Here is a 19,859-nt window from a genome sequence, read left to right on the forward strand (position 1 = left end):
CGCCTACCACCGGTTGGGACCGTTGGCCAAGCCCGGCTTTCGGGCGTCGTCTGTCGGTGTGGCGGAGGTCACGGAACGGTCGCCGATGCGCCGGCGTTCCGGGCGGGCGGGCCGCCGGGCTCCGCTCGTGAACGCGTGCACACGTCCACACCCGGCCCCTGGACTCCTTCCGGCGTGTGAACGCGCCCTCTATCAGGCACCCGCGTCCAACGCCAATTTGCATGCAAGGGAAGTTTCTTGATATTGAGACGCACCCCGCCGCCTGCGGTGACGAGCGTAAATGTCACCTCTTGTGATCACTCCGACGCTTCTTGTACGAAGATCACTGCTGATATGACTTCATGATCCATCGTCAGGTGGTGGAGATCACAAAGCTTGTGGAATACCCCGTGTCGCAGATCACAGAGCGGCAGGCATAGGATGCGAGGCAGTTGGGCTTGTGACCTGCTTCACATGTTCGCGATCTTCGCCGGGACGGGCGGGACTCGTGAGCCGGGTGGGGCGCGAGTGAGCCCACGCCATCGCCAGCAGTCAGTGCCGACTGAGAGGAGCGAGGAGCGGTGAACGCGTATGCGCCCATCCTCGTACTGGGAGCCCTCGGGGCAGGCTTTGCGATCTTCTCCGTGGTCATGGCCACGTTGATCGGGCCGAAGCGGTACAACCGCGCGAAGCTCGAGGCCTACGAGTGCGGAATCGAGCCGACCCCCACGCCGGCCGGCGGCGGGCGCTTCCCCATCAAGTACTACCTGACGGCGATGCTCTTCATCGTCTTCGACATCGAGATCGTCTTCCTCTACCCCTGGGCCGTCACCTTCGACGCCCTGGGGCTTTTCGGGCTCGTGGAGATGCTGCTCTTCGTGCTCACCGTCTTCGTCGCCTACGCGTACGTGTGGCGGCGCGGCGGCCTGGAATGGGACTGAGGGGCCTTTAGTCATGGGACTCGAAGAAAAGCTGCCGAGCGGCTTCCTGCTGACCACCGTCGAGCAGGCCGCGGGCTGGGTGCGCAAGGCGTCCGTCTTCCCCGCCACGTTCGGCCTCGCCTGCTGCGCCATCGAGATGATGACCACCGGCGCCGGCCGCTACGACCTGGCGCGCTTCGGCATGGAGGTCTTCCGCGGTTCGCCCCGCCAGGCGGACCTGATGATCGTCGCGGGCCGGGTCAGCCAGAAGATGGCGCCGGTGCTCCGGCAGGTCTACGACCAGATGCCGAACCCCAAGTGGGTGATCTCCATGGGCGTGTGCGCGTCCTCGGGCGGCATGTTCAACAACTACGCGATCGTCCAGGGCGTCGATCACATCGTCCCCGTCGACATCTACCTCCCCGGCTGTCCGCCGCGCCCGGAGATGCTGATGGACGCGATCCTCAAGCTCCACCACAAGATCCAGAACTCCAAGCTGGGCGTGAACGCCGAGGAGGCGGCCCGCGAGGCGGAGGAGGCGGCGCTCAAGGCCCTGCCCACGATCGAGATGAAGGGGCTGCTGCGGTGAGCGACGCGAACGGCACCCACGGCGGGAAAGCGGCGAACGGGCCCGGCGGATCGTCCGGCACCCCGGGCGGGTCGGGCACCCCGAGCGGGCCGGAGAAGACGGGCGGGTCGGGCGCGGCCGGCGGGTCGGGCAAGGCCGGCGGGCCGGAGACGGTGAACGGGTCGGGCAAGGCCGGCGGGCCGGAGACGGCGAACGGGTCGGGCAAGGCCGGCGGGCCGGAGAAGGCGAACGGGTCGGAGACGGTGAACGGGTCGGGCAAGGTGGACGGGGCGAACGGGGCGAATCCCGAGAAGGACCTCTCCGCCTCCAACCTCCCCGGCCAGCGCGGCGAGGGCGGTGAGGAGGTCCGCGTCCAGCGCGGCATGTTCGGCGCGAACAACGGCGGCGACACCTCCGGCTACGGCGGCCTGGTCCGCTCGGTCCGCCTCCCGGGACCGGCGAGCCGGCCCTACGGCGGCTGGTTCGACGAGGTCGCCGACGAACTGGAGGGCGCGCTGGAGGAGCAGGGTCTCCTCCCCGAGAACGCCATCGAGAAGACGGTCGTCGACCGCGGCGAACTGACCTTCCACATCGAACGCGAACACCTGCCGCGTGTCGCCCGCACCCTGCGCGACGACCCGGCCCTGCGTTTCGAGCTCTGCACCGGCGTCAGCGGCGTCCACTACCCGAACGACAAGGGCCGCGAGCTGCACGCCGTCTACCACCTGCGCTCGATCACCCACAACCGGCTGATCCGCCTCGAAGTCAGTGCCCCGGACACCGACCGGCACATCCCGTCCCTCGTCCCGGTCTACCCGACCAATGACTGGCACGAGCGCGAGACGTACGACTTCTTCGGCATCGTCTTCGACGGTCACCCGGCCCTGACGCGGATCATGATGCCGGACGACTGGCAGGGACATCCGCAGCGCAAGGACTACCCCCTCGGCGGCATCCCCGTCGAGTACAAGGGCGCCCAGATCCCGGCTCCGGACCAGCGGAGGTCGTACTCGTGAGCACTTCGCACGCCTCCCCTCGGGAGACCACCGAGGGCACCGTCTACACCGTCACCGGTGGTGACTGGGACGAGGTCGTCCAGTCCGCGTCCCGCGCCGACGACGAACGGATCGTCGTCAACATGGGTCCTCAGCACCCCTCCACCCATGGGGTGCTCCGCCTCATCCTGGAGATCGAGGGCGAGACCGTCACCGAGGCCCGCTGCGGCATCGGCTACCTCCACACCGGCATCGAGAAGAACCTCGAGTTCCGCACGTGGACGCAGGGCACCACGTTCGTGACGCGCATGGACTACCTGACGTCCTTCTTCAACGAGACCGCCTACTGCCTCGCCGTCGAGAAGCTCCTCGGCATCGAGGACCAGATCACCGAGCGAGCGAAGATCATCCGGGTGCTCCTGATGGAGCTGAACCGGATCTCCTCCCACCTGGTGTGCATCGCCACCGGCGGCATGGAACTCGGCGCCACCACGATCATGATCTACGGATTCCGCGATCGTGAACTGATCCTCGACATCTACGAGCTCATCACGGGCCTGCGGATGAACCACGCGTACATCCGCCCCGGCGGACTCGCCCAGGACCTGCCGCCCGGCGCGGTGGACCAGATCCGCGAGTTCGTGAAGAAGATGAAGAAGAACCTCCCGGAGTACGACAAGCTCGCCACCGGGAACCCCATCTTCAAGGCCCGCATGCAGGACATCGGCCACCTCGACCTGGCCGGCTGCATGGCCCTCGGCGCCACCGGCCCGATCCTGCGCTCCACCGGCCTGCCGCACGACCTGCGCAAGGCGCAGCCCTACTGCGACTACGAGACGTACGACTTCGACGTCCCGACCACGGACTCCTGCGACGCCTACGGCCGCTTCCTGATCCGGCTCGAGGAGATGCGCCAGTCCCTCGGGATCATCGAGCAGTGCCTGGACCGGCTCCAGCCCGGCCCGGTCATGGTCGGCGACAAGAAGATCGCCTGGCCGGCCCAGCTCGCCCTGGGCCCGGACGGCCTCGGCAACTCCCTCGACCACATCAAGAAGATCATGGGCACCTCCATGGAGGCCCTGATCCACCACTTCAAGCTGGTCACCGAGGGCTTCCGCGTCCCGCCGGGACAGGCGTACGCGGCCGTCGAGTCGCCCAAGGGCGAGCTCGGGGTGCACGTCGTGTCCGACGGCGGCACCCGCCCCTACCGGGTCCACTTCCGCGACCCGTCCTTCACCAACCTTCAGGCCATGGCGGCGATGTGCGAGGGCGGCCAGGTCGCCGACGTCATCGTCGCCGTCGCGTCCATCGACCCCGTGATGGGAGGCGTCGACCGGTGACCACCTCTTCTTCGGAGCGGGCCGTCAGCCTGGGCATGCCCGAGCTGCCCGCGCCCGCCTACCCGGACGACGTCCGGGCCCGGCTCGAGCGGGACGCGCGCGAGGTCGTCGCCCGCTACCCCGACTCCCGTTCCGCGCTCCTGCCGTTGCTGCACCTCGTGCAGTCGGAGGAGGGACACGTCACGCGCACCGGGATGCAGTTCTGCGCGGACGTGCTCGGACTGACCACCGCCGAGGTCACCGCGGTCGCCACCTTCTACACCATGTACCGGCGCCGGCCGAGCGGTGACTACCAGGTCGGGATCTGCACCAACACCCTCTGCGCGGTGATGGGCGGTGACGCGATCTTCGAGGAGCTCCAGGAGTACCTGGGTGTCGGCAACGGCGAGACCACCGACGACGGCAAGGTCACCCTGGAGCACATCGAGTGCAACGCGGCCTGCGACTTCGCGCCGGTCGTGATGGTCAACTGGGAGTTCTTCGACAACCAGACCGTGGAGAGCGCGAAACGCCTGGTCGACGACCTGCGGGAGGGACGTACCGTCTCGCCCACGCGCGGGGCGCCGCTGTGCACCTTCAAGGAGACCGCCCGGATCCTGGCGGGCTTCCCCGACGAGCGCGACGGCGCCGTGGAGGCGAGCGGCAGCGCGGGACCGGCGTCGCTGGTGGGCCTCCGCCTGGCCAGGGGAGAGACCGCACCCGCGCGCGTGGTCCACCCCCGCGACGGCGGACCGCACGACGAACCGCGCGACGGGGCCGTGCACGAGCCCTCGCCGAGCGCCCACCTCAGTTCGCACGACGCGCCGCAGGAAACGTCGGCCTCCGACCCCGCCCACCCGGCAGGGCCCACCGCCGAGGAGGGGGAGTGATGACCTTGGCACCCGAGCTGAAAGGCAGCAGCCCCGAGAAGCTGCTCGCACCCGTGCTGTCGGCCTTCTGGGACGAGGACCGGTCCTGGACTCTGGACGTCTACCGGAGGCACGAAGGGTACGAGGGGCTCCGCAAGGCGCTCGCCATGTCCCCGGACGACGTGATCGCGTACGTCAAGGACTCCGGTCTGCGCGGGCGCGGCGGCGCGGGGTTCCCGACCGGAATGAAATGGCAGTTCATTCCGCAGGGTGATGGAAAACCGCACTATCTAGTTGTCAACGCCGACGAATCGGAGCCGGGAACCTGCAAGGACATCCCGCTCCTGTTCGCGAACCCGCACAGCCTCATCGAGGGCATCGTCATCGCGTGTCACGCCATCAGGTCGTCTCATGCCTTCATCTATCTGCGGGGTGAAGTCGTCCCAGTTCTGCGGCGGTTGCACGAGGCCGTACGTGAGGCCTACGCGGCGGGCTACCTCGGCGAGAACATCCTGGGCAGCGGACTCGACCTCGAACTCACCGTGCACGCGGGCGCGGGCGCGTACATCTGCGGTGAGGAGACCGCGCTGCTCGACTCGCTCGAAGGCCGCCGTGGTCAACCGCGGCTCCGTCCTCCTTTCCCTGCTGTCGCGGGCCTCTACGCGTGCCCGACTGTGGTGAATAACGTCGAATCGATCGCGTCAGTTCCCGCGATCCTGAACAACGGCAAGGAATGGTTCAGGTCGATGGGCAGCGAGAAGTCCCCGGGCTTCACGCTCTACTCGCTCAGCGGCCATGTCGTCGGCCCCGGCCAGTACGAGGCCCCGCTCGGCATCACCCTCCGTCAGCTCCTGGAGATGAGCGGCGGCATGCGACCGGGCCACCGCCTCAAGTTCTGGACGCCGGGCGGCTCCTCCACCCCGATGTTCACCGACGAGCACCTCGACGTCCCCCTCGACTACGAAGGAGTGGGCGCCGCGGGTTCCATGCTCGGCACGAAAGCCCTCCAGTGCTTCGACGAGACGACCTGCGTCGTCCGCGCCGTCACCCGCTGGACCGAGTTCTACGCCCACGAGTCCTGCGGCAAGTGCACGCCGTGCCGCGAGGGCACGTACTGGCTGGTGCAACTGCTGCGGGACATCGAGGCCGGCAAGGGCGTCATGTCCGACCTCGACAAGCTGAACGACATCGCCGACAACATCAACGGCAAGTCCTTCTGCGCCCTCGGCGACGGTGCCGCCTCGCCGATCTTCTCCTCGCTCAAGTACTTCCGCGAGGAGTACGAGCAGCACATCACGGGCCGCGGCTGCCCGTTCGACCCGGCCAAGTCGACGGCCTGGGCCGACCGCACGGAGGTGAACGCATGACCGTGACCACCAGCGCGCCCGCGGGCGGGGGAGAGGCGGCGGTCCCGCCGGAGGACCTCGTCACGCTGACCATCGACGGCGCGGAGATCAGCGTGCCCAAGGGCACCCTGGTCATCCGGGCCGCCGAGCAGCTCGGCATCGAGATCCCGCGCTTCTGCGACCACCCCCTCCTCGATCCGGCCGGCGCCTGCCGCCAGTGCATCGTCGAGGTAGAGGGCCAGCGCAAGCCCATGGCATCCTGCACGATCACGTGCACGGACGGCATGGTGGTGAAGACCCACCTCACCTCGCCGGTCGCCGAGAAGGCCCAGCACGGCGTGATGGAGCTGCTCCTCATCAACCACCCGCTGGACTGCCCGGTCTGCGACAAGGGCGGCGAGTGCCCCCTGCAGAACCAGGCCATGTCGCACGGCAACGCCGAGTCCCGCTTCGAGGGCCGGAAACGGACCTACGAGAAGCCCGTCCCCATCTCCACGCAGGTCCTGCTCGACCGTGAGCGGTGCGTGCTGTGCGCCCGCTGCACCCGCTTCTCCAACCAGGTCGCGGGCGACCCGATGATCGAGCTGATCGAGCGGGGCGCGCTCCAGCAGGTCGGCACCGGTGAGGGCGACCCGTTCGAGTCCTACTTCTCCGGCAACACCATCCAGATCTGCCCGGTCGGCGCGCTGACCTCGGCGGCGTACCGCTTCCGCTCCCGGCCCTTCGACCTCGTCTCCTCGCCGTCGGTCTGCGAGCACTGCGCCGGCGGCTGCGCCACCCGCACCGACCACCGGCGCGGCAAGGTCATGCGGCGGCTCGCCGCCGACGACCCCGAGGTCAACGAGGAGTGGATCTGCGACAAGGGGCGGTTCGCGTTCCGGTACGCGCAGGCGCGGGACCGGCTCGAGACGCCGCTCGTGCGGGACGCCGAGGGCGCACTGGTACCGGCGTCCTGGCCGGAGGCGCTGCAGATCGCGGCTCAGGGACTGCTCGCCTCGCGCGGCCGGACCGGTGTCCTGACCGGCGGCCGGCTCACCGTCGAGGACGCCTACGCGTACAGCAAGTTCGCGCGCGTGGCGCTCGACACCAACGACATCGACTTCCGCGCGCGCGTGCACAGCGGCGAGGAGGCCGACTTCCTGGCGGCGAGCGTGGCCGGACACGGCCGCGACCTCGACGGTACGGGCGTCACGTACGCCTCGCTGGAGAAGGCGCCCGCCGTCCTGCTGGTCGGGTTCGAGTCCGAGGAGGAGGCACCGGGCGTCTTCCTGCGGCTGCGCAAGGCCTGGCGCAAGCGCGGACAGCAGGTGTTCTCGCTGGCCACGCACGCCACCCGAGGCCTGGAGAAGGCGGGCGGCACGCTGCTGCCGGCCGCCCCGGGCACCGAGACCGAGTGGCTGGACGCGCTGGCCGGCGGCGTCGGCCTGGAGGACGCCGGCAGCCGGGCCGCCGAGGCGCTGCGCGCCGAGGGCGCGGTCATCGTCGTGGGAGAGCGGCTGGCCTCCGTGGCCGGCGGGCTCACCGCCGCGGTACGGGCCGCGAACGCGACCGGCGCAGGGCTGGTGTGGATTCCGCGCCGGGCCGGGGAGCGGGGCGCGATCGAGGCCGGCGCGCTGCCGTCGCTGCTGCCGGGCGGACGCCCGGCCATCGACGCGCGCGCGCGGGACGAGGTCGCGGCCGCCTGGGGTCTTGCCGTGCTCCCGCCCCGCTACGGCCGTGACACCGGGCAGATGATCGAGGCCGCGGTGGAGGGTGAGCTGCAGGCGCTGCTCGTCGCGGGCGTCGAGGTCGCCGACCTGCCCGACCCGGCACGCGCGCGTGAGGCACTCGACGAGGTCGGCTTCGTGGTCTCGCTGGAGCTGCGGCCCAGCGAGGTCACCGAGCGCGCCGACGTCGTCCTGCCCGTGGCCGCGGTCGCCGAGAAGACGGGCGCCTTCCTCAACTGGGAGGGCCGGGTGCGTTTCTTCGAGGCCGCGCTCAAGCCCGACCAGATGACCCGCCGCCCGGCGCAGTCCGACGCGCGGGTGCTGCAGATGCTGGCCGACGCCATGGACGTCCACCTGGGCCTGCCGGACCTGCGGACCGCCCGCGCGGAGCTGGACCGGCTCGGCGCCTGGGCCGGGCCGCGGGCCGTCGAACCGGCGGAGAGCGCCGGCGTCCTGCCGCGGCCCGCCGCCGGTGAGGCCGTGCTCGCCGGGCACCGGCTGCTGCTCGATCAGGGGCTCCTCCAGCAGGGCGACGAGGCGCTCGCCGGGACCCGGCACGCCGCCCACGCGCGCGTGTCGGCCGCCACGGCCGCCGAAGCCGGCGTCGACGACGGCGGCGTTCTCGCCGTGACCGGTACCGCCGGCACGGTCGAACTGCCCCTGCGGATCACCGAGATGCCCGACCGCGTGGTGTGGCTCCCGCTGAACTCCGTGGGCGGGGGCGTCGCCTCCGACACCGGGGCCCGGCCCGGCTCCCTCGTCCGCATCGGCCCGGCGACGACCGCCGCGGCAGCCCCCCAGGAGGTGGAGGCATGAGCCCGTACCTCGCCGCGGAAGACCTCTCCATGTTCGGCCGCGACCCGTGGTGGCTGGTCGTGGTCAAGGCGGTCTTCTGCTTCGCCTTCCTGATGGTGACCGTGCTGTTCTCCATCGTCTGGGAGCGCAAGGTCGTGGCCTGGATGCAGCTGCGCATCGGCCCCAACCGGCACGGCCCCTGGGGCATGCTCCAGTCGCTCGCCGACGGCATCAAGCTGATGCTGAAGGAAGACGTCATCGTCAAACGCGCCGACAAGGTGGTGTACGTCCTCGCGCCGATCGTCGCGGCCGTCCCGGCCTTCATGGCGATCGCGGTGATCCCCTTCGGCCCGGCCGGCAACGAGATCTCGATCTTCGGCCAGCGCACCACGATGCAGCTCACGGACCTGCCGATCGCGATGCTCTACATCCTCGCGGTCGCCTCGGTCGGCATCTACGGCATCGTCCTCGCCGGCTGGAGCTCCGGATCCACCTACCCGCTGCTGGGCGGGCTGCGCTCCTGCGCGCAGATGATCTCCTACGAGATCGCGATGGGCGCCGCCTTCGCCTCGGTGTTCCTCTACTCCGGTTCCATGTCGACGTCGACGATCGTCGAGCAGCAGCAGGACCGCTGGTACATCCTCCTGCTGCCGGTCTCCTTCGTCCTCTACATCGTCACGATGGTCGGCGAGACCAACCGCGCCCCCTTCGACATGCCGGAGTCCGAGGGCGACCTGGTCGGCGGCTTCAACACCGAGTACTCGTCGATCAAGTTCGCGATGTTCATGCTCGCCGAGTACGTGAACATGGTGACGGTCTCGGCCGTGTCGGTGACGCTCTTCCTCGGCGGCTGGCGGGCCCCCTGGCCGGTCAGCACCTTCTGGGAGGGCGCGAACCACGGCTGGTGGCCGATGCTCTGGTTCACCGTCAAGGTCCAGCTGCTGCTGTTCTTCTTCATCTGGCTGCGCGGCACGCTCCCCCGCGTCCGTTACGACCAGCTGATGAAGCTCGGCTGGAAGGTACTCATCCCGGTCTCGGTGACGTGGCTGATGCTCGTCGCGACCGTGCGGACGCTGCGCAACGAGAACTACGACTTCGCCGACATCGCCCTCTACGTCGGCGGCGCCGTCCTGGTCCTGCTGCTGCTCTCCTTCGTCGCCGACATGTTCCGCGACCGCGGCAGGCCGGCCGAGGCCCCCGCCGAGCCGGCCGGCTTCGACCCGATGGCGGGCGGGTTCCCCGTTCCGCCGCTGCCCGGACAGGAGCTGCCGCCGGTACCGAGGCGCCGCCCGCGCCGGGAGCGGGAGCTGATTGTCAGTGGTGGGTCCGATACTCACAGTGACGGAACTCTGGATGGAAAGGAGGCGTCCGATGGCTGAGGAGCCCCAGGAGACCAAGCCCGGTTTCCAGAACCCGGTGGCCGGCTTCGGCGTGACCTTCAAGGCCATGTTCAAGAAGCGGCTGACCGAGCAGTACCCGGAGCAGAAGAAGACCACGGCTCCGCGGTTCCACGGACGGCATCAGCTCAACCGCCATCCGGACGGCCTGGAGAAGTGCGTCGGGTGCGAGCTGTGCGCCTGGGCCTGTCCCGCCGACGCCATCTACGTCGAGGGCGCGGACAACACCGAGGAGGAGCGCTACTCGCCGGGCGAGCGGTACGGCCGCGTCTACCAGATCAACTACGCCCGCTGCATCCTGTGCGGCCTGTGCATCGAGGCGTGCCCCACGCGCGCGCTCACGATGACCAACGAGTTCGAGCTCGCCGACTCCAGCCGCGCCAACCTGATCTACACCAAGGAGCAGCTGCTGGCCGGCCTCGAGGACGGCATGGTCGACACACCGCACGCCATCTACCCCGGGACGGACGAGCAGGACTACTACCGGGGCCTGGTGACGGAGGCCGCGCCCGGCACCGAGCGGCAGGTCGCCGTCTCCGAGGGCGAGGCGCCGCAGGAGGCCGCCTCGACCTTCGGTGAGGGCGAGCCCGCCGCGGGGGAGGTGATCGGCCGATGAGCGCGCAGCTCGCCGCCCACTCCTCCGTGCAGCTCGCCGCCTACTCCACCTCCACCGGCGAGGCCTTCCAGTTCTGGGTGCTCGGCACCGTCGCGGTGATCGGCGCCCTGGGCACCGTCTTCATGAAGAGGGCCGTGCACAGCGCGCTCTGCCTCGCCGCAACCATGATCGTCCTGGCGGTGTTCTACCTCGCCAACGGCGCCTACTTCCTGGGCATCGTGCAGATCGTGGTCTACACCGGCGCGATCATGATGCTGTTCCTGTTCGTGGTGATGCTCGTCGGCGTCACCGCGGCGGACTCCCTGAAGGAGACCATCAAGGGCCAGCGCTGGCTGGCCCTCCTGTGCGGCCTCGGCTTCGGCGTCCTGCTGGTCGCGGGCATCGCCAACGCCTCCCTGACGGAGTTCGACGGCCTCGCGGCGGCCAACGCCGGTGGCAACGTGGAGGGACTGGCGGCCCTCATCTTCACCAAGTACGTCTTCGCCTTCGAGATCACCGGCGCCCTGCTCATCACGGCCGCCGTCGGCGCCATGGTGCTCACCCACCGCGAGCGGACCGAGCGGGCCAGGACCCAGCGCGAACTGGCCGAACAGCGGGTGCGCGAGGGCAAGCACGTGCCGCCGCTGCCGGCCCCGGGTGTGTACGCGCGGCACAACGCCGTCGACATCGCGGGCCTGCTGCCCGACGGCACCCCGTCGGAGCTCACGGTCAGCAGGACGCTCCGTGAGCGCGGCCAGATCCGTGACGTGTCCGCCGAGGCGCTGAGCGACCTCAAGGCGCTGGAGCGGCGCGCGGAGGAACGCCTGGAGCGGTCCGCGATCGAGCCGCCGCACACCGGGCGGAACTCCCGTCGCACCGAGGAGGCGTCCCAGTGAACCCGGTCAACTACCTGTACCTCGCGGCCCTGTTGTTCACGATCGGCGCGACCGGCGTGCTGATCAGGCGCAACGCGATCGTCGTGTTCATGTGCATCGAGCTGATGCTCAACGCCTGCAACCTCACGCTCGTCGCCTTCTCCCGGATGCACGGCAATCTCGACGGCCAGATCATCGCCTTCTTCACGATGGTCGTCGCCGCCGCGGAGGTCGTGGTCGGACTCGCGATCATCGTGTCGCTGTTCCGTTCCCGCCACTCGGCCTCGGTCGACGACGCCAGCCTGATGAAGCTGTAAGGGGTCGGAAGAATCGTGGAGAACCTGATTGCGCTGCTGATCGCGGCGCCCCTGCTCGGAGCGGCCGTCCTGCTGGTCGGCGGCCGCCGGCTCGATGCCGTCGGCCACTGGATCGGCACCCTGCTCGCGGCCGTCTCCTTCGTGATCGGCCTCGTCCTCTTCGCCGGTCTGCTCGGCAGGGACGCCGACGACCGGACGCTGACGCAGTACCTGTTCAGCTGGATCCCGGTCGAGGGCTTCCAGGCGGACGTCACTTTCCGCCTCGACCAGTTGTCGATGACGTTCGTGCTGCTGATCACGGGCGTCGGCTCGCTGATCCACCTGTACTCGGTCGGGTACATGGAGCACGACGAGCGGCGCCGCCGCTTCTTCGGCTACCTCAACCTGTTCCTCGCGGCGATGCTGCTGCTCGTCCTCGCCGACAACTACCTGCTGCTGTACGTCGGCTGGGAGGGCGTCGGGCTCGCCTCCTACCTGCTCATCGGCTTCTGGCAGCACAAACCCAGCGCCGCCACCGCCGCGAAGAAGGCCTTCTTGGTCAACCGCGTCGGCGACATGGGTCTGTCGATCGCCATCATGCTGATGTTCACCACCTTCGGCACCTTCGCCTTCGGCCCGCTGCTCGGCACGCACGAGGAGGCGGGGCTCGCCGGTGACGCGTCCGAGGGCCGGCTCACCGCCATCGCCCTGATGCTGCTGCTCGCGGCCTGCGGCAAGTCCGCCCAGGTGCCGCTGCAGTCCTGGCTCGGGGACGCGATGGAGGGCCCGACCCCGGTCTCGGCCCTCATCCACGCGGCGACGATGGTGACCGCGGGCGTCTACCTGATCGTCCGTTCCGCGGCGATCTTCGACCTGGCGCCCGACGCGCAGCTCGTCGTCACCGTCGTCGGCGCGGTCACGCTGCTGTTCGGTGCCATCGTCGGTTGCGCGAAGGACGACATCAAGAAGGCGCTGGCCGGCTCGACCATGTCGCAGATCGGCTACATGGTGCTGGCCGCGGGCCTCGGCCCCATCGGCTACGTCTTCGCGATCATGCACCTGGTCACGCACGGCTTCTTCAAGGCCGGCCTGTTCCTCGGCGCCGGCTCGGTCATGCACGGCATGAACGACGAGGTCGACATGCGCAGGTACGGCGGCCTGAGGAAGTACATGCCGGTCACCTTCGTCACCTTCGGCCTCGGCTACCTCGCCATCATCGGCTTCCCGGGCCTGTCCGGCTTCTTCTCCAAGGACAAGATCATCGAGGCGGCGTTCGCCAAGGGCGGCACCGAGGGCTGGATCCTCGGCGGCTGCGCGCTGCTGGGCGCGGCCATCACCGCGTACTACATGACGCGCGTGATGCTGATGACGTTCTTCGGCGAGGAGCGCTGGAGGAACCGGCCCACGCGCTCGCCCGAGGCGCCGAGCGCGGAGCCCGCGGCCGCGCACCACGGCGAGACCGCTTCCGGTCACGCCGCTGCCGCCACGGCCGAACCGCACCCGCACGAGTCGCCCAAGATCATGACCGTCCCGATGATCGTGCTGGCCGTCGGATCGGTCTTCGGCGGCGCGTTCTTCAGCATCGGCGAGCGCTTCGTGCACTGGCTCGAGCCCGTCACCGGGTTCGAACACGGCCACCCGCCGGTCAGCGCCCTCACGATCACCCTGTCCACGGTGGCGGTGATGGTGATCGGGGTGGCCGTCGCCTACGGGCAGTACGGGCGCCGCCCGGTCCCCGCGGTCGCCCCGCGCGGGTCGCTCCTCACCCGGGCTGCCCGGCGCGACCTGCTCCAGGACGACTTCAACCACGTCGTCCTGGTCCGCGGCGGCGAGCACCTCACGCGGTCCCTGGTGTACGTCGACCACACCCTGGTGGACGGCGTCGTCAACGGCACGGCGGCCTCGGTCGGCGGCCTCTCCGGACGCATGCGCAAGCTGCAGAACGGCTTCGCGCGGTCGTACGCGGTCTCGATGTTCGGCGGTGCGGCGGTCCTCATCGCCGCGACCCTGCTGATGAGGGCGGTCTGATACCGATGTCCTTTCCTCTCCTGACAGCGACGGCGGCGCTCCCCGCCATCGGGGCGGTCGCCACGGCCGCCGTGCCGGCCGCGCGGCGCAACGCCGCCAAAGCGCTGGCGCTGCTGTTCTCGCTCGCCACACTGGTCCTGGCGATCGTCGTCCTGGTCCGCTTCGACCCGGACGGCGACCGCTACCAGCTCACCGAGTCCCACTCCTGGATCGCGGACTTCGGCGTCCGCTACGAACTGGGCGTGGACGGCATCGCGGTGGCGCTCATCGCGCTCACGGCACTGCTGATCCCGTTCATCGTCCTGGCGGGCTGGCACGACGCCGACCCGCTGGAGACGGGCAGCAAGCGGTGGCGCCCGACCCAGGGCTTCTTCGCGCTGATCCTCGCCGTCGAGGCGATGGTGATCCTCTCCTTCGAGGCCACCGACGTCTTCCTCTTCTACATCTTCTTCGAAGCCATGCTGATCCCGATGTACTTCCTCATCGGCGGCTTCGGGGACCGGGCCCACGAGCACGGCGAACAGGCGGCCGCCACCCAGCGGTCGTACGCGGCCGTGAAGTTCCTGCTCTACAACCTGGCCGGCGGGCTGATCATGCTGGCCGCGGTGATCGGGCTGTACGTGGTCGCCGGGAGCTTCTCGCTCACGGAGATCGCCGAGGCCCGGGCCAACGGTTCGCTCGACATGGCGACGACCACCGAACGCTGGCTGTTCCTCGGCTTCTTCTTCGCCTTCGCGGTGAAGGCGCCCCTGTGGCCGCTGCACACCTGGCTGCCCAACGCCATGGGGGAGTCCACCGCCCCGGTCGCCGTCCTCATCACGGCGGTCGTCGACAAGGTGGGCACCTTCGCGATGCTCCGCTTCTGCCTCCAGCTCTTCCCCGAGGCCAGCAAGTGGGCGACGCCCGCCATCCTCGTCCTCGCCCTGATCAGCATCATCTACGGGGCACTGCTCGCCGTCGGGCAGCGGGACATCAAGCGGCTGGTGGCGTACGCGTCCATCTCGCACTTCGGCTTCATCATCCTGGGCATCTTCGCGATGACCAGCCAGGGCCAGTCGGGCGCGACGCTCTACATGGTCAACCACGGCATCTCGACGGCCGCGCTGATGCTGGTCGCCGGCTTCCTGATCTCGCGGCGCGGCTCCCGGCTCATCGCCGACTACGGCGGGGTGCAGAAGGTCGCCCCGGTGCTCGCCGGCACCTTCCTGATCGGCGGCCTGGCGACGCTGTCGCTGCCCGGCCTCGCGCCGTTCGTGAGCGAGTTCCTCGTCCTGGTCGGCACGTTCGCGCGCTATCCGGTGATCGGCATCATCGCCACCTTCGGCATCGTCCTCGCCGCGCTGTACACCCTCGTCCTCTACCAGAGGACGATGACGGGCCCGGTGAAACCCGAGGTCTCGGCGATGCCGGACCTCCGCGCGCGGGAGCTGCTGGTGGTCGCCCCGCTGATCGTGCTGCTGATCTTCCTGGGCGTCTACCCGAAGCCCGTCACGGACATCGTCGACCCGGCGGTGCAGCAGACGCTGTCCGACGTACAGAAGAAGGACCCCCAGCCCGAGGTGGAGGCGGCCAAGTGAGCGCAACAGCCGTCCACAGCCTGTGGACAACAGCGGCCGATCCGATCACGAAGATCGACGCGCCGAAGATCGAATACGCGCAATTGTCACCCACCCTGATCGTCGTCGGCGCGGCGGTCGTCGGGGTGCTGGTCGAGGCGCTCGTACCGCGCAAGCACCGCTACCACGCCCAGCTCTTCGTGTCCGTCGTCGCCCTGGCCGCCGCGTTCGCCGCGGTGGTGGCGCTGGCCGCCGACGGGTACGGCACCACCAAGGCGCGCATCGCCGCGATGGGCGCAATCGCCGTCGACGGACCCGCCCTGTTCCTCCAGGGCACGATCCTGCTGGCCGCCCTGGTCGGCCTCTTCACCTTCGCCGAACGGCGGCTCGACCCGGTGGCGCACGGCAACCGTGTCGACTCCTTCGCCGCGCAGGCCGCGTCCGTGCCGGGCAGCGACAGCGAGAAGGCCGCGGTCAGGGCCGGTTTCACGACCACCGAGGTCTTCCCGCTGCTGCTGTTCGCGGTCGCCGGCATGCTGGTGTTCCCGTCGGCCAACGACCTGCTGACCCTTTTCATCGCCCTGGAGGTCTTCTCCCTGCCGCTGTACCTGCTGTGCGCCCTGGCCCGCCGCAAGCGGCTCATGTCGCAGGAGGCCGCGGTCAAGTACTTCCTGCTCGGCGCCTTCGCCTCCGCGTTCACCCTGTTCGGCATCGCCCTGCTCTACGGCTACGCCGGCTCGGTGTCGTACGCGACCATCGCGCAGGTCGTCGACGGCACGGTCACCGGCGTGACCCCGGCGCTCGCCGACACCATGGGCAACGACGCGCTGCTGCTCGTCGGCGCCGCGCTGATCGTCATGGGGCTGCTGTTCAAGGTGGGCGCGGTCCCGTTCCACATGTGGACGCCGGACGTCTACCAGGGCGCGCCGACCCCGGTCACCGGCTTCATGGCCGCCGCGACCAAGGTGGCCGCCTTCGGCGCGCTGCTGCGGATCCTGTACGTCGTGCTGCCCGGCCTGCGCTGGGACTGGCGGCCGGTCATGTGGGGTGTCGCGATCGTCACCATGCTGGGCGGTGCGATCGTCGCGATCACGCAGACCGACATCAAGCGGCTGCTGGCCTACTCGTCCATCGCGCACGCGGGATTCATCCTCGCGGGTGTCATCGCCACCACGCCGGACGGCGTCTCGTCCGTCCTCTTCTACCTCGGCGCGTACTCGTTCGTGACGATCGGGGCGTTCGCGGTGGTGACCCTGGTGCGGGACGCGGGCGGCGAGGCGACCCACCTGTCCAAGTGGGCGGGGCTCGGCCGTCGCTCACCGCTGGTGGCGGCCGTGTTCGCGGTGTTCCTGCTCGCCTTCGCCGGCATCCCGCTGACCTCCGGGTTCGCCGGGAAGTTCGCCGTGTTCAAGGCGGCGGCGGAGGGCGGCGCGGCACCGCTCGTCGTGGTCGGTGTGATCTCGTCGGCGATCGCGGCGTTCTTCTACATCCGCGTCATCGTGCTGATGTTCTTCAGCGAGCCGAGGCCCGAGGGCCCGACCGTCGCCGTGCCGTCGCCGCTGACGACGACGGCGATCGCGGTGGGCGTGGCGGTCACCCTGGTGCTGGGCGTGGCGCCGCAGTACTTCCTGGACCTGGCGGGACAGGCGGGGGTGTTCGTGCGCTGAGCGCCGTCCACGGCGCGGGCCGGCCCGGCACCCGTTCACGGGGTGCCGGGCCGGCCCGCGCGAGGGGCTGTACCGCTATTCGCTCTTCTCGCGCCGCACCTTGATCTGGGTGAGGTCGAGATCCAAGGAGAACGGGACGTCCATCTTCATCCGCTCCCGGAAGATTCCCACGCTGGTGTAGGTCCCCGTGGTCGGCTCCAGTTCGAAGGCGTGCACCGCGGCGCGGCCTTGTTCGTTCTCGACCCGCCAGTAGTGGGGGATCTTCGCCCGCGCGTACTTCAGCGGCTTGGTCTCACGGTCCCGGGAGACGGAGTCCGGGGAGACGACCTCGATCGCGAGCACGACGGCCTCGACAGGGAAGCGTGTCTGGTCAGGATCCTCGACGACATCCCCGCGCACCACGACCACGTCCGGCTCGGGGCGGTTCTGCGGGTCGAGGTCGACGGTGAACTCGCGGAACACCTCGAATTCCTCGGGCGCCAGGGACTGCAGCTGCCACTTGAAGTAGTCGATGGCGCGTTCGTGAAAAATCGTCTGCGGACTCACGAAGACGAGGCTCCCGTCGATCAGTTCCGTGTGCGGAGGGAGATCCGGAAGCCGGTCCAGGTCGTCGGCGGTCCAGCCCCCCTCGGGCGGGGTCGGCCAAACGGATGCGGACGCCTTCGGTGCGACGCTCATGAGTGCTCCCATGGGACGGAGTCTCGCCGGTGCCATCAGACTATCCGCCGGAAACGGGACAGGGCTCCCTCGAACGTGCGAACGACTGTCGTGTCCTTGACGCGCGTACACGGAGCCGCCCTGTGGATAACTCCGACGCTGTCGGTCCGGGCCCCTATCGTGGAGGCAGTGGTCGAAGGACGACGTACGGGGGCCATGCGATGGGCGGGACGGGCGGAATCAAGGAGATGACAGCGATCACCGGGACATTGGGGACGACAGACAGCGAGGCGCTGGCCACGCTGCACCGCGTCTTCGGCTACGACGCCTTCCGCGGCGAGCAGGAAGCGGTCATCGAGCACGTGGTGGCCGGCGGTGACGCCGTCGTCCTCATGCCGACCGGTGGCGGCAAGTCGCTGTGCTACCAGATCCCGGCCCTGGTCAGACCGGGTACGGGGATCGTCGTCTCGCCGCTGATCGCGCTGATGCAGGACCAGGTGGACGCCCTGCGGGCGCTCGGCGTGCGCGCCGGGTTCATGAACTCCACGCAGGGCTTCGACGAGCGGCGCGTGGTCGAGGCCGAGTTCCTGGCCGGTGAGCTGGACCTGCTGTACCTGGCGCCGGAGCGGCTGCGCCTGGACTCCACGCTGGACCTGCTCTCCCGCGGGAAGATCGCCGTCTTCGCCATCGACGAGGCGCACTGTGTCTCCCAGTGGGGCCACGACTTCCGCCCCGACTACCTCACCCTCTCCCTGCTCGGCGAGCGTTGGCCGGACGTCCCGCGGATCGCGCTCACGGCGACGGCCACGCACGCCACGCACCAGGAGATCACCCAGCGGCTGAACATGCCGGCGGCCCGGCACTTCGTGGCCAGCTTCGACCGGCCCAACATCCAGTACCGGATCGTGCCGAAGGCCGACCCGAAGAAGCAGCTGCTGAGCTTCCTGCGGGAGGAGCACGCGGGCGACGCGGGCATCGTGTACTGCCTCTCCCGCAATTCGGTGGAGAAGACCGCCGAGTTCCTCTCCCGCAACGGCATCGAGGCGGTGCCCTACCACGCCGGCCTGGACGCGGGCACGCGCGCGGCGCACCAGTCCCGGTTCCTGCGGGAGGAAGGCCTGGTCGTGGTGGCGACCATCGCCTTCGGCATGGGCATCGACAAGCCCGACGTGCGGTTCGTCGCCCACCTCGACCTGCCCAAGTCCATCGAGGGCTACTACCAGGAGACCGGCCGCGCGGGCCGCGACCGGCTGCCGTCGACGGCCTGGATGGCCTACGGCCTCAACGACGTCATACAACAGCGCAAGCTGATCCAGTCCGGAGAGGGCGACGAGGCGTTCCGGCGGCGGGCGGCGGCCCACCTGGACTCGATGCTGGCGCTGTGCGAGACGGCCCGGTGCCGCCGAGGGCAGCTCCTCGCCTACTTCGGCCAGGAGCCGGACCCGGCGGGCTGCGGCAACTGCGACACCTGCCTCACCCCGCCGGAGACCTGGGACGGCACGGTCGCGGCGCAGAAGGTGCTGTCGACCGTCGTACGGCTCCAGCGGGAGCGGGGGCAGAAGTTCGGCGCGGTGCAGATCGTCGACATCCTGCTGGGCAAGCGCACCGCCAAGGTGATCCAGTTCGACCACGACCAGCTGTCGGTGTTCGGCATCGGCGAGGAGCTGACCGAGGGCGAGTGGCGCGGCGTGGTGCGGCAGCTGCTGGCGCAGGGACTGCTCGCCGTCGAGGGGGAGTACGGCACGCTGGTGCTGACGGAGGCCAGCGGGGCGGTGCTGCGGCGCGAGCGGGAGGTGCCGCTGCGCAAGGAGCCGAAGAAGCCGACGACCGCGAAGACGGGCTCGTCCTCGTCCGGCCGCGGGGACCGCAAGGCCAGAACGACAGCCGCGGAGCTGCCCGAGGCACTGCTCCCCGCCTTCGAGGCCCTGCGCGCCTGGCGCGCGGAACAGGCCCGCGAGCAGGGCGTCCCGGCGTACGTCATCTTCCACGACGCCACGCTCCGGGAGATCGCCACGGTGTGGCCGGCGTCGGTGCGCGAGCTCGCCGGGGTCAGCGGAGTCGGCGAGAAGAAGCTGGCGACGTACGGGGAGGGCGTGGTCGCGGTGCTGGCGTCGCTGGACGGACCCTCCGGCCCGGCCCCGGGCGCCTCCCCGGCAGCGGAGGGCCCGGACGGACTGGAGGACTGGCCCGAGATGGAGGCGGAACCGGAGCCCGAGGACTGGATGTAGACGGCCGGACATCGTGACATGGCCCGGGCCGCGGCGGGCTGAGGGCGACGGCTCTCGGCCTCC

16 protein-coding genes are annotated in these 19,859 nt (G+C 69.8%); 15 read left to right on the forward strand and 1 reads right to left on the reverse strand.

Going from position 1 to position 19,859, the window contains the following annotated elements; genetic code table 11:
• The first annotated feature begins 560 nt into the window (after positions 1-560).
• From ACIP67_RS12765 to nuoN, 14 genes are all read left to right on the forward strand, one after another.
• On the forward strand, positions 561-920 hold the full coding sequence (locus tag ACIP67_RS12765) for an NADH-quinone oxidoreductase subunit A (RefSeq protein ID WP_030494815.1): 360 nt from the start codon (positions 561-563) through the stop codon (positions 918-920).
• A 13-nt stretch (positions 921-933) separates the two neighbouring features.
• Positions 934-1,488, forward strand: coding sequence for an NADH-quinone oxidoreductase subunit B family protein (locus ACIP67_RS12770; RefSeq protein ID WP_055635348.1), 555 nt, complete (start codon positions 934-936; stop codon positions 1,486-1,488).
• Positions 1,489-1,730: 242 nt separating this feature from the next.
• Positions 1,731-2,483, forward strand: a complete 753-nt coding sequence (locus ACIP67_RS12775) for an NADH-quinone oxidoreductase subunit C (protein ID WP_401691576.1) — start codon at positions 1,731-1,733, stop codon at positions 2,481-2,483.
• Positions 2,480-3,802, forward strand: coding sequence for an NADH-quinone oxidoreductase subunit D (locus ACIP67_RS12780; protein WP_401691194.1), 1,323 nt, complete (start codon positions 2,480-2,482; stop codon positions 3,800-3,802). Before ACIP67_RS12775 ends, ACIP67_RS12780 begins: the two co-directional genes overlap by 4 nt.
• The gene (gene nuoE / locus ACIP67_RS12785; RefSeq protein ID WP_401691196.1) at positions 3,799-4,671 is read left to right on the forward strand and encodes an NADH-quinone oxidoreductase subunit NuoE; all 873 of its coding nucleotides are present in this window, start codon (positions 3,799-3,801) and stop codon (positions 4,669-4,671) included. The genes ACIP67_RS12780 and nuoE overlap by 4 nt, the downstream gene beginning before the upstream one ends.
• Complete coding sequence (gene nuoF / locus ACIP67_RS12790) at positions 4,668-6,017, forward strand: NADH-quinone oxidoreductase subunit NuoF (RefSeq protein ID WP_401691198.1); 1,350 nt, start codon at positions 4,668-4,670, stop codon at positions 6,015-6,017. Before nuoE ends, nuoF begins: the two co-directional genes overlap by 4 nt.
• Positions 6,014-8,518, forward strand: coding sequence for an NADH-quinone oxidoreductase subunit G (locus ACIP67_RS12795; RefSeq protein ID WP_401691200.1), 2,505 nt, complete (start codon positions 6,014-6,016; stop codon positions 8,516-8,518). Before nuoF ends, ACIP67_RS12795 begins: the two co-directional genes overlap by 4 nt.
• Positions 8,515-9,876 carry an NADH-quinone oxidoreductase subunit NuoH gene (nuoH, locus tag ACIP67_RS12800; RefSeq protein WP_401691202.1) on the forward strand — a complete coding sequence of 454 codons (1,362 nt, stop codon included), beginning with the start codon at positions 8,515-8,517 and terminating at the stop codon, positions 9,874-9,876. The genes ACIP67_RS12795 and nuoH overlap by 4 nt, the downstream gene beginning before the upstream one ends.
• Positions 9,869-10,510 carry an NADH-quinone oxidoreductase subunit NuoI gene (gene nuoI / locus ACIP67_RS12805; protein ID WP_401691204.1) on the forward strand — a complete coding sequence of 214 codons (642 nt, stop codon included), beginning with the start codon at positions 9,869-9,871 and terminating at the stop codon, positions 10,508-10,510. The genes nuoH and nuoI overlap by 8 nt, the downstream gene beginning before the upstream one ends.
• Positions 10,507-11,385 (forward strand): NADH-quinone oxidoreductase subunit J, encoded by an 879-nt coding sequence (locus ACIP67_RS12810; protein WP_401691205.1) that lies wholly within the window; start codon positions 10,507-10,509, stop codon positions 11,383-11,385. The genes nuoI and ACIP67_RS12810 overlap by 4 nt, the downstream gene beginning before the upstream one ends.
• Positions 11,382-11,681 (forward strand): NADH-quinone oxidoreductase subunit NuoK, encoded by a 300-nt coding sequence (gene nuoK, locus ACIP67_RS12815; protein ID WP_003998919.1) that lies wholly within the window; start codon positions 11,382-11,384, stop codon positions 11,679-11,681. Before ACIP67_RS12810 ends, nuoK begins: the two co-directional genes overlap by 4 nt.
• Positions 11,682-11,696: 15 nt before the next feature.
• The gene (nuoL, locus tag ACIP67_RS12820; protein ID WP_401691208.1) at positions 11,697-13,688 is read left to right on the forward strand and encodes an NADH-quinone oxidoreductase subunit L; all 1,992 of its coding nucleotides are present in this window, start codon (positions 11,697-11,699) and stop codon (positions 13,686-13,688) included.
• 5 nt (positions 13,689-13,693) lie between these two features.
• Positions 13,694-15,265: an NADH-quinone oxidoreductase subunit M gene (locus tag ACIP67_RS12825; RefSeq protein ID WP_389513088.1), complete on the forward strand. Its 1,572-nt coding sequence runs from the start codon at positions 13,694-13,696 to the stop codon at positions 15,263-15,265.
• Entirely contained in the window at positions 15,262-16,911 is a 1,650-nt protein-coding gene (nuoN, locus tag ACIP67_RS12830; RefSeq protein WP_401691210.1) for an NADH-quinone oxidoreductase subunit NuoN, read from the forward strand. Before ACIP67_RS12825 ends, nuoN begins: the two co-directional genes overlap by 4 nt.
• Positions 16,912-16,986: 75 nt before the next feature.
• Here nuoN and ACIP67_RS12835 read toward each other — a convergent pair whose 3' ends face one another.
• Positions 16,987-17,589, reverse strand: coding sequence for a Uma2 family endonuclease (locus ACIP67_RS12835; RefSeq protein WP_401691212.1), 603 nt, complete (start codon positions 17,587-17,589; stop codon positions 16,987-16,989).
• 200 nt (positions 17,590-17,789) lie between these two features.
• On the opposite strand from ACIP67_RS12835, the gene recQ reads away from it, so the two are divergent.
• Positions 17,790-19,796, forward strand: a complete 2,007-nt coding sequence (recQ, locus tag ACIP67_RS12840) for a DNA helicase RecQ (RefSeq protein WP_401691214.1) — start codon at positions 17,790-17,792, stop codon at positions 19,794-19,796.
• Positions 19,797-19,859: the final 63 nt, after the last annotated feature.

This window comes from Streptomyces sp. NPDC088812, from assembly GCF_044750285.1.
Lineage (GTDB): Bacteria > Actinomycetota > Actinomycetes > Streptomycetales > Streptomycetaceae > Streptomyces.

Excerpts from the sequence above, each read along its gene's own strand:
- ACIP67_RS12770 (WP_055635348.1), top strand. The coding sequence starts at position 934 with ATGGGACTCGAAGAAAAGCTGCCGAGCGGCTTCCTGCTGACCACCGTC.
- ACIP67_RS12795 (WP_401691200.1), top strand. The coding sequence starts at position 6,014 with ATGACCGTGACCACCAGCGCGCCCGCGGGCGGGGGAGAGGCGGCGGTC.
- nuoH (WP_401691202.1), top strand. The coding sequence starts at position 8,515 with ATGAGCCCGTACCTCGCCGCGGAAGACCTCTCCATGTTCGGCCGCGAC.
- nuoI (WP_401691204.1), top strand. The coding sequence starts at position 9,869 with ATGGCTGAGGAGCCCCAGGAGACCAAGCCCGGTTTCCAGAACCCGGTG.
- ACIP67_RS12810 (WP_401691205.1), top strand. The coding sequence starts at position 10,507 with ATGAGCGCGCAGCTCGCCGCCCACTCCTCCGTGCAGCTCGCCGCCTAC.
- ACIP67_RS12825 (WP_389513088.1), top strand. The coding sequence starts at position 13,694 with ATGTCCTTTCCTCTCCTGACAGCGACGGCGGCGCTCCCCGCCATCGGG.
- ACIP67_RS12835 (WP_401691212.1), bottom strand. The coding sequence starts at position 17,589 with ATGAGCGTCGCACCGAAGGCGTCCGCATCCGTTTGGCCGACCCCGCCC.
- recQ (WP_401691214.1), top strand. The coding sequence starts at position 17,790 with ATGGGCGGGACGGGCGGAATCAAGGAGATGACAGCGATCACCGGGACA.